This is a genomic window from Georgenia sp. G2120 (genome assembly GCF_055326485.1).
Window position 1 is genome coordinate 199067 of the sequence record NZ_JBUZNL010000003.1, and the last position, 15257, is coordinate 214323.

The window sequence follows — 15257 nt, forward strand, 5'->3', positions numbered from 1 at the left end:
GGAACCGAACCTGTGAACACCGCTACCCTCCCGTGGCTCACGCTGCTGATCGCCGTCCCGGTGGTCGCCGGCGCGCTGCTCCTCGTCCCCGGGCTGCGCCGCGTCGCCCGGCCCGTCGGTCTCGGCGTGTCCCTGCTCGTCCTCGCCGGCACGATCGCCGCCGTGGCCACCGACTTCGACCTCGGCGCCGCCGGTGAGCACCAGCTGACCGAGCAGGTCGCCTGGATCCCGCAGCTGGGCGTGTCCTACGCGCTCGGCGTCGACGGCCTCGGCGTCGCGATGCTCCTGCTCACCGCGTTCCTCGTCGTCGTCGTCCTGATCTCGGGCGTCCCCGTGCGCGCCGGCGACGACGACGCGACGACCGAGCGGCGCACCGCCACCTACGTCGCGCTCGTCCTCATCCTCGAGGGCATCCTCGTCGCCGTCTTCGCGGCCCGGGACGTCTTCCTGTTCTACGTCCTCTTCGAGGCGATGCTGCTGCCGATCTTCCTGCTCGTCGGGATGTACGGCGGGGCCCGGCGCCGCGCGGCCGCGATCAAGTTCCTGCTCTACTCGCTCGCGGGCGGGCTCGTCATGCTCGCCGGCGTCGTCGCCCTCTACCTCCAGGGCCCCGGCGGCCCCGAGGGCTTCCTCGTCGACAACCTCGCGGGCGCGATGGCCGGGACGTCCGACACGACGGCGCGCCTCATCTTCCTCGCGTTCCTCGTCGCGTTCGCCATCAAGGCGCCGATGGTGCCCGTCCACACGTGGCTGCCCGACACCGCCGAGCAGTCCCCGGGCGGCGTCTCCACGCTGCTCGTCGGCGTCATGGACAAGGTCGGCACCTTCGGCATGATCACGCTGCTGCTGACGATCTTCCCCGAGCAGGTCGCGTGGGCCGCGCCCGCGATGATCGTCCTCGCGGTCGTCTCGATCCTCTACGGGGCGCTCCTCGCGCTCGGCCAGCAGGACGTCATGCGGCTCGTCGCCTTCACCTCGGTGTCCCACTTCGGGTTCATCGTGCTCGGCGTCTTCGTCGGCTCCGAGGTGGCCCTGACCGGCGCGATGTTCTACATGGTCGCCCACGGCCTGTCGACCGCCGGCATGTTCCTCGGCTCCGAGTACCTGGTGCGCCGCGGCGGCACGCAGCGGATCGCCTCCTTCGGCGGCTACCAGCGCGTCGTCCCGGTGCTCGCCGGCACGTGGCTCGTCATGGGCCTGGCCTCGATCGCCCTGCCCGGCCTGTCCGGCTTCTGGGGCGAGTACATGGTCCTGCTCGGCACGTTCGAGGTCAGCTGGATCGCGGCGGCGTTCGCCGTGATCGGCGTCGTCCTCGCCGCCCTCTACGTCCTCATGCCGTACCAGCAGATCTTCACCGGCCCGGCGCCCGTGGGCGCGGGCGTCACGGACGGCGAGTCACGGCCCGACGGCGAACCCCGCCGGCGCGCCGACGCCCTGCGCGACCTGACCGGGACGGAGCGCACCGTCATGGGGCTGCTCGTCGCGGGGGTGCTCGCGCTCGGCCTCTTCCCGGCGCCGGTCGTCGAGCTGATCCAGCCCGTGGCCGAGCAGGTGGTCGTCCTCGCCGACGGCGCGGACGCCGCTGATGCCGCCCAGTCCAGCCCGATCTCGACCGTGGGGAGCGCCCTGTGACCGCCGCCCTGAGCGCGACCGCCTTCGTCGCACCGACCATCGCCTGGGCGCCGCTCGTCCCGGTGCTCATCGTCGGCGGGGCGGCCGTCGTCGGCGTCCTGCTCGAGGCGTTCCTCCCGCGCACGGCGCGCCGCGGCGTCCAGGTGCCCTTCGCGCTCGTCGCGATCGCCGCCGGCCTCGTCGCCGTCGTCTGGCGCCTGGCGACCGTCCACGGCGCCGAGGCGCCCACCGAGGTCGTCACCGGCGGCGCGTACGTCGAGGACCTGCCGTCCCTCGCGATCCAGGCGGTCCTCCTCGTCAGCGCCCTGCTCGCCGTGCTCGTCATGGCGGACCGCACGGAGACCCGCGAGGGGGCGTTCGCGCCCCAGGCCGCCGCCCGCCCGGGCTCGGCCGAGAGCGAGGCGGCCGCCCGCGCCGGCCTCACGCAGTCGGAGATCTTCCCGCTCACGCTCTTCTCGCTCACCGGCATGATGGTCTTCCCCGCGGCGGGCGACCTCATCACGCTCTTCGTCGCGCTCGAGGTCCTCTCGCTGCCGCTGTACGTGCTGGCCGCCACCGCGCGGCGCCGCCGCCTCCTCTCACAGGAGGCCGCGATCAAGTACTTCATCCTCGGCGCGTTCGCCTCGGCGTTCTTCCTCATGGGCATCGCGCTGCTCTACGGGTTCGCGGGCTCGCTGCGGCTGACCGACATCGCGGCCGCCGTGCCCTCGACGCCGGGGCTGGACTCGCTGCTCCTGCCCGGGGTCGTGCTCGTCCTCGTCGGCCTGCTCTTCAAGGTCGGCGCCGTGCCGTTCCACGCGTGGACCCCGGACGTCTACACCGGCGCCCCGACCCCGGTCACCGGCTTCATGGCCGCCGCCACGAAGATCGCCGCCTTCGGCGCGATGCTGCGGTTCGTCTACGTCGTCGCGCCCGGCCTGGGCTGGGACCTCGAGCCGGTCGTGTGGACGATCGTCATCCTCACGATGCTCGTCGGCACCGTCATGGGCATCATCCAGACGGACATCAAGCGGATGCTCGCCTACAGCTCGATCGCCCACGCGGGCTTCGTGCTCATCGGCGTCTTCTCGCTGACCTCGGCGGGCATCGGGTCGGTCATCTTCTACCTGCTGGCCTACGGCGTGGCCACGGTCGGCGCGTTCGGCCTCGTCACCCTGGTGCGCGAGACGGACGCCGCGGGCTCGGTCACCGGCGAGGCCACGCGCATCGACCAGTGGGCCGGCATCGGTCGGCGCCGCCCGGCGATCGCGGTGTCGATGCTCGTCTTCCTGCTGTCCTTCGCGGGCATCCCGCTCACCGCCGGGTTCGTCGGCAAGTTCGCCGTGTTCAGCGCCGGCATCGCGGGGGGCGACGCGGTCCTCGTCGTGCTCGCCGTCCTCGCCTCCGCCGCGACCGCGTTCTTCTACTTCCGCCTCGTCGTGCTCATGTTCTTCGAGGAGCCGAAGGACGAGGGCGTGACCGTCGTGTCCTCCGAGGGCCTGACGATCGTCGCCGTCGTGGTCTGCGCCGTCGCGACCGTCGCCCTGGGCGTCTACCCTGGTCCCGTGCTCGAGCTCCTCACCGACGCCGCGGTCTTCGTCCTGTGAGCAGGCTCGAGCTCATCTCCGCCCGGTTGGAGCAGGTCGACCCCGCTCTCGCCGAGGTGGAGGAACGCCTGGCGGCGGCCGTGCGCGGCGCCGACCGGCTCACGGAGGAGCCCGCCGCGCACCTGTCGGACGCCGGCGGCAAGCGCCTGCGCCCCCTGCTCACCGTGGTGACGTCCCAGCTCGGGTCCGGCGCCGGCGACGAGGTCGTCCGCGCCGCCGTGGCCGTCGAGCTCACCCACCTCGCCACGCTCTACCACGACGACATCATGGACTCGGCCGAGGTGCGCCGCGGGGTGCCCGCCGCGCACGTCGTGTGGGGCAACAACGTCGCCATCCTCACCGGCGACCTCCTGTTCGCCCGGGCCTCCTCGCTCGTGGCGTCGCTCGGTGCCGAGGCCGTCCAGCTCCACGCGGCCACCTTCGAGCGCCTGTGCCTGGGCCAGCTCCACGAGACGGTGGGACCGGACGCGGGCGACGACGCGATCGAGCACTACCTGCGGGTCCTCGCCGACAAGACCGGCTCGCTCATCTCCTCGGCCGCCTACTACGGCGCCCGGTTCTCCGGCGCGGAGCAGGCCCTGGCCGACGCCGTCGCCGCCTTCGGGGAGAAGGTCGGGGTGGCGTTCCAGCTCGCCGACGACGTCATCGACGTCGCCTCCGACCCTGAGGAGTCCGGCAAGGTGCCGGGCACGGACCTGCGCGAGGGCGTGGCGACGATGCCCGTGCTCCTGCTGCGCGCCCGCCGCGCCGCCGGGACGCTCGACGAGGCGGGGGAGCGGGCGCTCACCCTCCTCGAGGGCGACCTGTCCGGGGACGCCGAGCTCGCCGCGGCCGTGGCGGCCCTGCGCGACCACGAGGTGCTCGAGGAGTCCCGGGAGGTCGCGCGGCGCTGGGCCGACGACGCCGTGGCCGAGCTCGCCGTGCTCCCCGCCGGCGAGGTGAAGGACGGCCTGTCCGAGCTCGCGACGATGCTGGTCGACCGCATCGGCTGAGCCGCCCTGCCTGACCCACCCTCCGGCGAGTGAGCGGACTTCCGCCCGGCGCGTGAGCGAGGGACGATCGAGGCATGCCCAACCGCCTCGCCGACGCCGTGTCGCCCTACCTGCTCCAGCACGCCGACAACCCGGTCGACTGGTGGGAGTGGGGCGAGGAGGCGTTCGCCGAGGCGCGGCGCCGGGACTTACCCGTCCTGCTGTCGGTCGGCTACGCCGCCTGTCACTGGTGCCACGTCATGGCGCACGAGTCCTTCGAGGACGCCGGCGTCGCCGAGGTGGTCAACGCCGGGTTCGTGGCGGTCAAGGTCGACCGGGAGGAGCGGCCCGACGTCGACGCCGTCTACATGGCCGCCACTCTTGCCGTCAGCGGCCACGGCGGCTGGCCGATGACCTGCCTGCTCACCCCGGACGGGAAGCCCTTCCACTGCGGCACCTACTACCCGCGGGAGCAGCTGCTCCGGCTGCTCACGGCCGCCGGTGTCGCCTGGCGGGACCGACGGGACGAGGTGCTCACGGCGTCGGCGGGCCTGACCGACGCCCTGCGCGCCGTGAGCGACGCGGGCCCGCCGAGTCCCCTGGGCGCCGAGCTGCTGGACGGCGCCGTCGCCACCCTGGCCCGTGACTTCGACGCCGCGCACGGCGGGTTCGGGGGAGCGCCGAAGTTCCCGCCGTCGATGGTCCTCGAGCTCCTCCTGCGCCACCACGCGCGCACGGGCTCCGAGGGGACGGACGCCCTCGCGATGGTCGAGGCCACGTGCGAGGCGATGGTGCGTGGTGGCATCTACGACCAGCTCTCCGGAGGCTTCGCGCGGTACGCCGTCGACACCGCCTGGGTCGTGCCGCACTTCGAGAAGATGCTGTTCGACAACGCCCAGCTCCTTCGCGTCCTCGTCCACCTCGTCCGCGCGGCCCCGGACGGGCGGGTCGCCGGCCTCGCCGAGCGGGCGGCTCGCGAGACCGCCGACTTCCTCCTGCGCGACCTCGCCACGGACGAGGGCGGCTTCGCCTCCGCGCTCGACGCCGACACCGACGGCGAGGAGGGCCTCACCTACGTGTGGACGCCCGGCGAGCTCACGGACGTCCTCGGGCCCGACGACGGCGCGCGGGCCGCCTCGCTGCTGGGCGTGACGGCGCCGGGCACGTTCGAGGGCGGGACCTCCACGCTGCGGCTCCTCGCCGATCCCGAGGACCCGGTCTGGTGGGCGGGCGTTCGCGAGCGACTGCTGGCCGCGCGGGCCGAGCGCCCGCAGCCGGCCCGGGACGACAAGGTCGTCACGGCGTGGAACGGCCTGGCGATCGCCGCCCTCGCCGAGGCCGGCGCCCTGCTGGGCGAGCCGGGGTACGTCGACGCGGCGCGGACGTGCGCCGAGCTCGTGCTCGACGTCCACGTGGTCGACGGCCGGCTGCGCCGCCTGTCCCGCGACGGCGTCGTCGGGAGGGCGGCGGCCGTGTCCGCCGACCACGGCGACCTCGCCGAGGGCCTGCTCGCCCTCCACCAGGCCACCGGCGAGGCGCGCTGGCTCGCCGCGGCGGGCGGCCTGCTCGACACCGCGCTCGAGCTGTTCGCCGCCCCGGACGGCGGGTACTTCGACGTCGCCGCCGACTCCGAGGCGCTCGTCACCCGGCCGCGCGAGACGACCGACAATGCCGAGCCGTCCGGGACGTCGGCGCTCGCCGGGGCGCTCGCCACGTACGCGGCGCTCACCGCCTCGACGCGGCACCGATCGGCGGCGGAGGCGGCCCTCGCCACGGCCGGGTCGGTCGCCCGCCAGGCGCCGCGGTTCGCCGGGTGGAGCCTGGCGACCGCCGAGGCCCTGCTCGCCGGTCCGCTCGAGGTGGCGATCGTCGGCCCGGACTCCGGGCCCGGGAGGCAGGCCCGCGACGAGCTCGAGGCCGTCGCGCGAGCCTCGGCCTCGCCGGGGCTCGTCCTCGCGGTGGGGGAGCCCGACACCGAGGGGATCCCGTTGCTCGCGGGTCGCGGCCTCGTGGGCGGGGAGCCGGCCGCCTACGTGTGCCGCCACTTCGTCTGCGACCGGCCGGTCACGACCCCCGCCGAGCTGGCGCGGCTCCTCGCGCCCTGAGGTGCGGAGAGGCCCGGCGCCCCGTCCTCACGACAGCTCGGTGACGGCGGTGCGCGCACCAACCGCAATCTCGATGAACCGGTCGTCCCCGCCGGCTACCGCCCCTCGAGGTCGGCGGCCGTGGGCAGGTCGGCGCCGCGGCGGCTCACGGTGATGCCCGAGGCGGCGGCGCTGCGCCGGCCGATCGCCTCGAGGTCGAGCGGGGCGTCGCCCGGCAGCCTGAGCAGCGAGTCGATGAGGGCGGCCATGTAGCTGTCGCCCGCGCCCACGGTGTCGACCACCTCGACCCCGGCCGCCGGGACCCGCACCGACCGCTCCCGGTCGGCGACGATCGCCCCCTCGGCCCCCATCGTCAGCACGACGAGCCGGGGGCCGAGGGCGAGCGTGCGCGCGACGACGTCGTCCCCCGACAGGCCCGGGAAGAGCCACTCGGCGTCCTCGTCGGAGATCTTGACGACGCTCGCGTGCGCGGCGAGCTCGTCGTAGCCGGACTGCACCTGCTCGAGCGGCGGGAGCAGGGCGGCGCGGACGTTCGGGTCGAAGGAGACGAGGGCCCCTGCCGCCCGCGCCCGCGCGGCGATCTCCCGCACGCGCGTGGCGCCGGGCTCGACGAACGCGGAGTAGGAGCCGACGTGCACCGCCGCGGGGATCGCGAGGTCCGCGACCGGCGGCAGCTCCCAGGCGATGTCGAACTCGTAGGCCGGGACCCCGGCGTCGTCGATCGTGGCGACGGCGGTCGACGTGCGGCCCGGGGTCACCGAGCCCGCGAGCACCTCGACCCCGGAGGAGACGAGGTGGTCCCGCACGAGGGCGCCGTCCTCGTCGTCGCCGATGTGGGTGAGCAGGGCGACGTCGACGCCGAGGCGGGCCAGCCCGACCGCCATGTTCGCGGGGCTGCCGCCGGGCACGCGGCCGCTCGCCCGCGCGGGGCCGCCCTCCTCGTCCGGGAAGACGTCGACGAGAGCCTCGCCGACGACGAGCACGCGGGATGCGCCGGGAGCGTCCGCCGCCGTGCCGGTCACGCGTCGTCCGAGCCGTCGAGCAGCGCCTGGGCCGCCGCGACGACGCCGTCCGCGGCGATCGCCTCGTGGGCGGCGACGAACGCCGCGCGGAAGCGGTCGTCGGCGCCGATCCGGGCGAAGAGGGTCTCGTCGTCGAGGAAGGTGCCGGTGTCCGCCCGAAGGCGGGCGACGGCCTCGTCGAGCCGGCCGCGCTGCCGGTCGGAGACGGCCTCCCGGTGGGCGTCGGTGGCGGACACGGTCGCGAACGCGGCGAGGACGAACGCGGTGGCCCGTACCGGCAGGTCGCGCTCGATGAGGTCCTCGACGACCGGGACGACGAAGGCGAGCACCCGGTCCGAGGCATCCGTGACGATGCGGACGAGGGTGTCGGCGATCGCCTCGTTGCCGAACCGGTCGACGATCGTCGCCCCGTAGTCCGCGAGGTCGATCCCCTCGACCTCGCCCACCGTGGGGGCGGCCTCGTCGGCGATGTAGGCGGCGGCGAGCCGGCCGAGGACCGGATCGGTCACCGCCTCGTGGACGTACGTGTGGCCGGCGAGCAGCCCCGTGTGGCCGAGCAGCTGGTGGGTGGCGTTGAGGATGCGCAGCTTCATCCGCTCGTAGGGGACGACGTCGTCGACGAGCTGGACGCCCACCGACTCCAGGTCGGGACGGCCGTCCGTGAACCGGTCCTCGAGCACCCACTGGACGAACGGCTCACCCACGACGGGCCGGCGGTCCTCGACGCCGAGCTCGTCCCTGACCATCGCCCGGTCGTCGTCCGTGGTCACCGGGGTGATGCGGTCGACCATGCTCGCCGGGAACTCGACGTGGCTCTCGATCCAGTCGGCGAGGTCGCCGCCGCGGGCCCGCGCGTGCCCGAGGACGCTGCGCCGGGCCACGTGCCCGTTGCCCTCGATGTTGTCGCAGCTGACCACCGTGAACGGCGGCGTCCCGCGCTCGCGGCGCACGGCGAGGGCGTCGACGACGTAGTCGAACGCGCTCGGCGTGCCGTCCTCGGCGGGGTGCTCGCCGTAGCCGCCCTCGGTGATCGTCAGGCTGACGATCCGGGTCTCGGGCGCGGCCATGCGCTCGACGACGGCGTCCGGGTCGTCGGGCGCGTAGAGCAGCTCGACGATCGAGCCGATCGTGCGCGCCTCGAGCGGCCGGCGCGAGTCGCGCAGGACGAGCGTGTAGCGGAAGTCCTGGGCGGCGAGGTCGTCCCGCATCGCCTTGTCCCCCGGGAACAGGCCGACGCCGCAGATCGCCCAGTCCTCGGCGCCGCCCGCCTCGAGCAGGCGGTCGAGGTACATCGCCTGGTGCGAGCGGTGGAAGTTGCCCACCCCGAAGTGGACGATGCCCGTGGTCAGCGCGCCCGTGTCGTACGTCGGTCCCTCGATCTGCGTCATCGCAGCCCCCCGTGGTCGTCGCGGGCCGGGTCCGGCCCGAGGGGCACCAGGATGCCAATGCGGCCCCGCGCCCGCCACCCCTGACGGGCGCGGGCGCGGGCTGCGTCAGCCGTGGATCTTCGGCAGCCAGGCGAGCTGGCCGACCTCGTTGCCGCGGTCGCGGGTGATCATCTGCGCGCGGCCGGGGTTCGTCTTCTTCGCCCGGATGCGGCCGATGACCGGCCCGTCGTCCGGGTTGCCGGACAGCAGGTAGGCGGGAGCGGCGAGGTCGGTCATCGTCTGCATGACCGGCTCGAACATCGCGCGCGACGCGCCACCGATCCGGCGCGTGATCACGACGTGCAGGCCGATGTCCTTGGCCTGCGCCATGAGCGGCTGGATCGCGCTCAGCGGGTTGCCGGCGGAGGTGTTCACCAGGTCGTAGTCGTCGACGAGGATGTAGACCTCCGCGCCCGACCACCACGAGCGGCTGCGCAGCTGGTCCGGCGTGACGTCCGGTCCGGGCAGGCGCGACTTGAGGAAGCCGGCGAGCCCCTTGAGCTCGGTCGTCGCCATGTCGTGGGTCGACAGGTAGAGACCGAGGTGCGACTCCGGGAGCTCGCCGAGCAGCGCGCGCCGGAGGTCGACGGCGATGATCTGCGCCTCCTTGGGGCCGTTGAGCCTCGCGACCTCCGAGGCGAAGGCCCGCAGGAACGTCGACTTGCCGGACTTGGAGTCGCCGAGGAGGAACATGAGCGGGTCCGCGGCCGGGTCGAGCACGACCGGCGCGAGCCGGGCCTCGTCGACCCCGAGGAGGATGCCGCCGGCCAGCTCCTCGGGCGTGGCCTGGGCGCGGATCTCGTCGAGGCCGATCTGCTCGGGCAGGAGACGCAGCTTGGGTCCGGGGCGGCCGGTCCAGGCCTCGCCGACCCGTCGCACGAGGTCGTCGACCCCGGCGCCGAGCGTGCCCGAGCTGCCGTCGCCGTCGATGCGGGGCAGCGCCGTGAGGATGTGGTGCTTCGACTTGGCCAGGCCTCGCCCGGGCCGGTTGGGGATGTTCTTCGCCAGCTTGCGGTCCACGTCGGAGTCGAGCGCGTCGCCGAGCCGGAGCTCGAGGCGCGAGCCGATCATGTCCTTGAGCTGCATGCGGAAGTCCATCCACCGGTTCGCGGTGCCGATGAGGTGGAAGCCGAACGTGAGGCCGCGGCCGGCGAGCTGCTGGAGGGGGATCTCCAGGTCGTCGAAGTCCGCCTTGATGGTGGGCCAGCCGTCGACCACGAGGAAGATGTCCCCGTAGCCGTCGTCCACCCGGCCCTCGGTCCGGCGGGTCCGGTAGGTCTCGATCGAGTCGATCTTGTTCGCCCGGAAGAACGCCTCGCGCTCGTCGACCAGCTGGCGCATCTCGGCGACGATCCGGCGCACGACGTCCGGCTCGCCGCGCGTGGCCACGCCCGCGACGTGCTCGAGGTCGGTCATCGCGGCGAACGTGCCGCCACCGAAGTCGAGGACGTAGATCTGCGCCTCCTGCGGCGTGCGCGTGAGGGCGAGCGCGGCGACGATCGAGCGCACGGCCGTCGACTTGCCCGTCCGCGGGCCGCCGACGATCGCCATGTGGCCGCCCGCGCCGTCGAGGTTGAAGACGAGGTCCTCGCGGCGCTGCTCGAGGGGCTTGTCGACCACGCCGAGCGGGATCGTCAGCGCGCCGGCGCCTCGCCACCGCGGCGAGTGCAGGCCGAGCTCCGGGGTGACCGTGAGGTCGGGCATGAGCTCGTCGTAGGTCTGCGGCACGTCGAGCGGCGGCAGCCACACGACGTGCGCCGGCGGGCCCTGGCCCTCCATGCGGCTCACGCCGATGTCGAAGGTGGAGGGCTGGTTCTTCCGCTCCTCCTCGGCCTTCTTCTCGGCCTCCTCCGCCTTGCGCTCCTCGATCGCCCGGGTCGCGTCGTCGGCCGCCTCGAGGCGCCGCTGCAGCTCCTCGGGGCTCTCGCCGAGCACGGGCGCCGCGGTGTACGGCGAGATGTCGATGTCGATCTGCTCGACCTGCTGCTCGGCCCCGCCACCCTCGGAGCGGTTGCGGCGGCGCCGCACGGGCGGCGCGCCGGACACGTAGGCGGCGCGGAACCGGATCATCGTCGTCGTGTCCGGCTTGAGGTAGCCCACGCCGGGCATCGGCGGGAGGTCGTAGGCGTCCGCGACGCCGAGGACCGTGCGGGACTCCTGCGCGGAGAACGTGCGCAGACCGATCCGGTAGGACAGGTGCGACTCCAGGCCGCGCAGGCGGCCCTCCTCGAGCCGCTGCGAGGACAGCAGGAGGTGCATCGACAGCGAGCGGCCCAGCCGGCCGATCGCGACGAAGAGCTCGGCGAACTCCGGCTTCGCGGTGAGGAGCTCGGAGAACTCGTCGCAGATGATCATCAGCGCGGGCAGCGGCTCGAGGTCGGTGCGGCCGTTCGTCCGCGCCTTCTCGTAGTCCGTGACGTTGGCGAAGTTGCCGGCGGCGCGCAGGAGCTCCTGGCGGCGGACCATCTCGCCGCGCAGGGCGTCCTCCATGCGGTCGACGAGCGTGAGCTCCTCGCCGAGGTTGGTGATGATCGCGGAGACGTGCGGCATGTCCGCCATGCCGGCGAAGGTCGCGCCACCCTTGAAGTCGACGAGGACGAGGTTGAGCGCCTCGGAGCTGTGGGTCATCGTCAGCGCGAGCACGAGGGTGCGGAGCACCTCGGACTTGCCCGAGCCGGTGGCGCCGATGATGAGGCCGTGCGGCCCCATGCCCTGCTGCGCGGACTCCTTGATGTCGAGCTGGACCACGCGGCCCTCGGGGGTCAGCCCGATCGGCACGCGGAGCCGGTCGCGGGGCAGGCGCGGTCGCCACGCCTGGCTGACGTCGAAGTCCCGCACGTCGCCGAGGCCGAGGAGGTCCGTCAGCTCGGCGGAGACCTCCGCGGGCGCCTCGCCGGACTCGCCGGAGTCGTCGGCGACCTGGCCGGAGCGGATGGAGGCGAGGCGGGCGGTGAGTCGGCGCGCGGCCGCCTCGGACTCGGCGACGCTCAGCTGGTCGGCGACACCGATCTGCGGCTCCGCCCCCACCTGGAGGATCTCGACCGGCGTGGCGCCGGTCAGGGGACCCTCGTCGACCTCGTCGTGCAGCAGCAGCCGCAGGGTCGAGGGGGAGACGAGCGCCTCCCATGTCTCGGGCAGGTCGACGACGGTCACGCCCATGACGCCGTCGGGCGTGAGCACCGGGTTGACGGCGGGGACGTCACCCCCGTCGACGACGACGAGCACGTGCGGCAGCTCCGGGTCGCCGCCCGAGAGGCCGAACCGGGGCCGCTCCGCGATGCCGGCGGGCAGGAGGTCGGCGAGGTGGGCGAGCGAGGTCGTCAGCATGCGGGCGGGGCCCACGGCGTCGTTGACCCGCGGGGACAGGGCGTGCGGGAGCCACTTGATCCACTCCCACTCGGGCAGCGCGTCCTCCGACGCGATGACCGCGATCTTCAGGTCCTCGGGCGAGACGAAGGTGGCCAGGTGGGTGATGACGCCGCGGGCGAGCGCGCGGGCGGAGTCCTCGGAGCCGGCGACCTCGATCCGGGCGAACGCCTGGAGGTCCATGCCGAGCGGGAGGCCGCTGACCTCGCGGTGGGTGACGAGGAACCGGTGCGCGGCGGAGGCCGTGACGGGGTCGAGCTGGGCGAGCGTGGGGATCTCGGGAGACTTGAGGTCGAGCGACAGCGGCTGGGTGGCCGACCCGATGCGGGTGAGCAGGAAGTCCTCGTCCTCGGAACTGCGCTCCCACGTGCGGGAGCCCTCCTCGCCCAGGGCCGCGAGCGACCGGGGGTCGGGCATCCGCCAGGCCGAGTAGTCGAGCTGCATCTTCGCGGCGGTACGGACCTTCTTGCGCAGGTCCGTGAGGTAGGCGAGGTACTCCCGGCGGGAGTCCATCACCGCCTTCTTGTGCTGGTTGCGCTGGCGGATGATGTTCATCGCCACCATGAGCACCATGGCGGACATCATCGCGGCGCCCATGAGGACCATCCGCTGGTTGCCGGAGCCGCCCCCGAACATCATCACGCCCATCATGCCCATCGAACCGATCATGGGCACGACCATCATGAGGATGTTCTGCAGGCCCTCGGGCTCGGGGAGCTCGGGCGGGACCTGCAGCGTCTCCTCGCTCTGCGGCGGGGGCGGCGGCGCCTTGGTGGACGGACGGACCACGGACTTCCTCCACGTCGATCGCCGGGACCAGGTGCCTACCTCCCCCGGGGCTGGACCGCGGCGCCGCCGGCCGGTGGGCCGGCGTGCGCGCGACCGGACGGAACGTCCGGAGCCGCCCCTAATATAGGGTCCGGGGCGGCACGGGGCAGCCCTGATCAGGTGCCACGGCCGCCGAGATCGTGCCCGCCGGACGGGGGAGGGGAACGGATGACCACGACGGCCGAGCCGCGCGTGCACGCCACCGTGGTCCTCGGACCCGTCGTGCGCGACGTCGCCGTCCCCGACGGCGCCACCGTGGCCGACGTCCTGCGCCGCCTCCGGGTCGACGCGCGGTCGCGCTCCGTCCTCGTCACCGACTCCTCCGGCTGGCGGGTCGCCGCCGACGACGTCATCGGGATCGACGTGCCCGACGGTGTCCTGCTCACCGTCACCCGCGGGTCCGCCGGCGCGTCGATCGAGTCGGACGAGCTGGGTCGCGCCCGGGTGCTGCCCGCCGGCGCCGACTCGTTCGCGGTCGCCGGAGCGGGCCTGGTCCTCGTCGTCGGGGGCGTCCTGCTGCTCGCGGGCACCGCGTGGTGGGGGATGACCGACCCGCTGCCCGCCTGGTGGCGCGGGACGGTGGTCGCCCTGCTCGCCCTCGCCGCGCTCGGGCTGGCGCTGCGGCGCGGGCGCGAGGGGGTCGTGCTGCTCGACATCGCGGCGCTCTCGCTCGTGTCGGTCGCCGCCGGCGTCCTCGTCGTCCCCGCGGACGGGCCCGCCCAGCTGCGGCTCGCGCTCGTCGTCGCCCCCGCCGTGGCGGGAGCCGCCCTCGCGCTGCGCGCCGGCGCGGCCGAGCGGAGACGGGACCGCACCGCCTCGGCCGCTGCCCTCGTCGCCACCGTGTGGCTCGGCGCCGCGATCGCCGCGCTCGCCACCCTCGAGATCGACACCGGCATGTCGGTCGTCGGCGCCCTCGTCGTCGGCGCCGTCCCCCCGCTGCTGCTGGCGATGCCCGACCTCGCGATCGACGTCCCCGACGACCAGCTGCTCGACCTCGAGCACGTCTCCCGCGACGCCACCGGTGTCCGCCAGGCCGCGCCGAAGGCGCCCGCGGAGGTGACGGCGCCCCGCGTGCGCCGGGTCGTCACGACCGCGCGGCTGCGGCAGGACCTCGTCGTCGTGCTCATGTCGCTGCTCGCCGCGATGCTCGCGCCGTCCGTGCTCGCGATCGTCCCGGTCGGCGGGATCCGCGGGTGGGCGGCGCTCGTCACCGTGGTGCTGCTCGTGCTCGCGCTGCTGCTGGTCCCGCGCGGGGCCCGGGCCCGCACCGTGCGCGTGCTGCCGCGCGTGGCCGCATTCGTCGTCATCGGCCAGATCGCATGGGCGGCCGTGGTCGGCGGGCGTGCGGAGGCGCTGACGGTCGGGATCGTCGCCGTCGTCGCGGCGCTCGTCATCGCCGGGCTCGCGATCGCCGTGGCGCGTGGCCTCAGCAACGTCGCGCTCGCGCGCCTCGGGGACATCGTCCAGGGGTTCGCGACGCATCTCGCCCTGCCGGCCGGAGCCGTGGCCGCGGGCGCCATCCACTGGGTGAGGCAGGTGGGACTGTGACCGAGGGCAACGACCCCCGACCGCGCCGGCGCGACCGCCGGGAGCAGGGCCGTCCGGAGGCGCCGACGCCGGGAGGGACACCCCCGTCCGACGACGCCGCGCCGCCCGCCCAGGGGGTGCCCGGTCAGGGCGCGGGGGGCGCGGGCGGTGGCGAGCCCACCGCCGGTGGTTCGCGGCCTGCCGGTGGTTCGCGACCTGCGGACAGCGCTCCGCGTCCCGATGGTGGCTCACGTCCCGCGGCCCAGGCCGGTTCACGCTCGGCAGGTGGCTCGCGCCCGGCGCCCGGGGGCGGATCCCGGCCGGCGGCCCAGGCCGGTTCACGCTCGGCAGGTGGCTCGCGCCCGGCGCCCGGCGGTTCTCGACCCGCCGGTGGGTCTCGGCCCGCGGCGGGCTCGCGCTCCGCGGGCGGCCCAGGACCGGCGCCCGCGGGTGGTTCGGGGCCCGCGCCGACCGGTGGGTCGCGCCCGGCGCCTGGTGGGCATGACGGGACCGGCGCGACCGGACCGATCGTCGGTGGGGGAGGCCGCCGGCGCGGTCCGCGCAGCGGCTCACCGCTGGCCGGCGGATCCACGCCGGTCGGCGAGGGGACGAGCACGCCCGGCGCACCCGGTCAGGGATCGTCCGCCGCGACGGGCACCGTGGGCCGCACCTCGGGCGACCGCGCGCGTGCCGGCCTCCCGCCCGCACGGCCCCACGGCGCTCCGGCCGCCCCCGGGTCCGCCCGGTCCGAGGCGGCGCCTCCTGGCGGATCCGGCTCTCCCGACCCGAGCTC

At 74.6% G+C, this 15257-nt stretch carries 8 protein-coding genes; 5 read left to right on the forward strand and 3 right to left on the reverse strand.

Annotation, left to right across the window (positions count from 1 at the left end; all coding sequences use genetic code 11):
• The first annotated feature begins 12 nt into the window (after window positions 1–12).
• The 4 genes from ACZLMO_RS04855 to ACZLMO_RS04870 all read left to right on the forward strand — a co-directional run bounded on the left by ACZLMO_RS04855 (window position 13) and on the right by ACZLMO_RS04870 (window position 6294).
• On the forward strand, window positions 13–1632 hold the full coding sequence (locus ACZLMO_RS04855) for a complex I subunit 4 family protein (protein ID WP_463653054.1): 1620 nt from the start codon (window positions 13–15) through the stop codon (window positions 1630–1632).
• Window positions 1629–3218: an NADH-quinone oxidoreductase subunit NuoN gene (nuoN, locus tag ACZLMO_RS04860; protein WP_463653055.1), complete on the forward strand. Its 1590-nt coding sequence runs from the start codon at window positions 1629–1631 to the stop codon at window positions 3216–3218. The genes ACZLMO_RS04855 and nuoN overlap by 4 nt, the downstream gene beginning before the upstream one ends.
• Window positions 3215–4210, forward strand: a complete 996-nt coding sequence (locus tag ACZLMO_RS04865) for a polyprenyl synthetase family protein (RefSeq protein ID WP_463653056.1) — start codon at window positions 3215–3217, stop codon at window positions 4208–4210. The genes nuoN and ACZLMO_RS04865 overlap by 4 nt, the downstream gene beginning before the upstream one ends.
• 74 nt (window positions 4211–4284) lie before the next feature.
• The gene (locus tag ACZLMO_RS04870; RefSeq protein ID WP_463653057.1) at window positions 4285–6294 is read left to right on the forward strand and encodes a thioredoxin domain-containing protein; all 2010 of its coding nucleotides are present in this window, start codon (window positions 4285–4287) and stop codon (window positions 6292–6294) included.
• A gap of 95 nt (window positions 6295–6389) precedes the next feature.
• Here ACZLMO_RS04870 and ACZLMO_RS04875 read toward each other — a convergent pair whose 3' ends face one another.
• The 3 genes from ACZLMO_RS04875 to eccCa form a co-directional block, all read right to left on the reverse strand.
• Window positions 6390–7316 carry a carbohydrate kinase family protein gene (locus tag ACZLMO_RS04875; protein WP_463653058.1) on the reverse strand — a complete coding sequence of 309 codons (927 nt, stop codon included), beginning with the start codon at window positions 7314–7316 and terminating at the stop codon, window positions 6390–6392.
• Window positions 7313–8704: a mannitol dehydrogenase family protein gene (locus ACZLMO_RS04880; protein WP_463653059.1), complete on the reverse strand. Its 1392-nt coding sequence runs from the start codon at window positions 8702–8704 to the stop codon at window positions 7313–7315. Before ACZLMO_RS04880 ends, ACZLMO_RS04875 begins: the two co-directional genes overlap by 4 nt.
• 105 nt (window positions 8705–8809) lie before the next feature.
• Window positions 8810–12898: a type VII secretion protein EccCa gene (gene eccCa, locus ACZLMO_RS04885; RefSeq protein WP_463653060.1), complete on the reverse strand. Its 4089-nt coding sequence runs from the start codon at window positions 12896–12898 to the stop codon at window positions 8810–8812.
• Window positions 12899–13105: 207 nt separating this feature from the next.
• Here eccCa and ACZLMO_RS04890 point away from each other — a divergent pair, with 207 nt between their 5' ends.
• Window positions 13106–14485, forward strand: coding sequence for a hypothetical protein (locus ACZLMO_RS04890; RefSeq protein ID WP_425713623.1), 1380 nt, complete (start codon window positions 13106–13108; stop codon window positions 14483–14485).
• Window positions 14486–15257 lie beyond the last annotated feature (772 nt).

Coding starts and splice junctions, on each gene's coding strand:
- ACZLMO_RS04890 (WP_425713623.1), top strand. CDS start 13,106: ATGACCACGACGGCCGAGCCGCGCGTGCACGCCACCGTGGTCCTCGGA.
- ACZLMO_RS04870 (WP_463653057.1), top strand. CDS start 4,285: ATGCCCAACCGCCTCGCCGACGCCGTGTCGCCCTACCTGCTCCAGCAC.
- ACZLMO_RS04880 (WP_463653059.1), bottom strand. CDS start 8,704: ATGACGCAGATCGAGGGACCGACGTACGACACGGGCGCGCTGACCACG.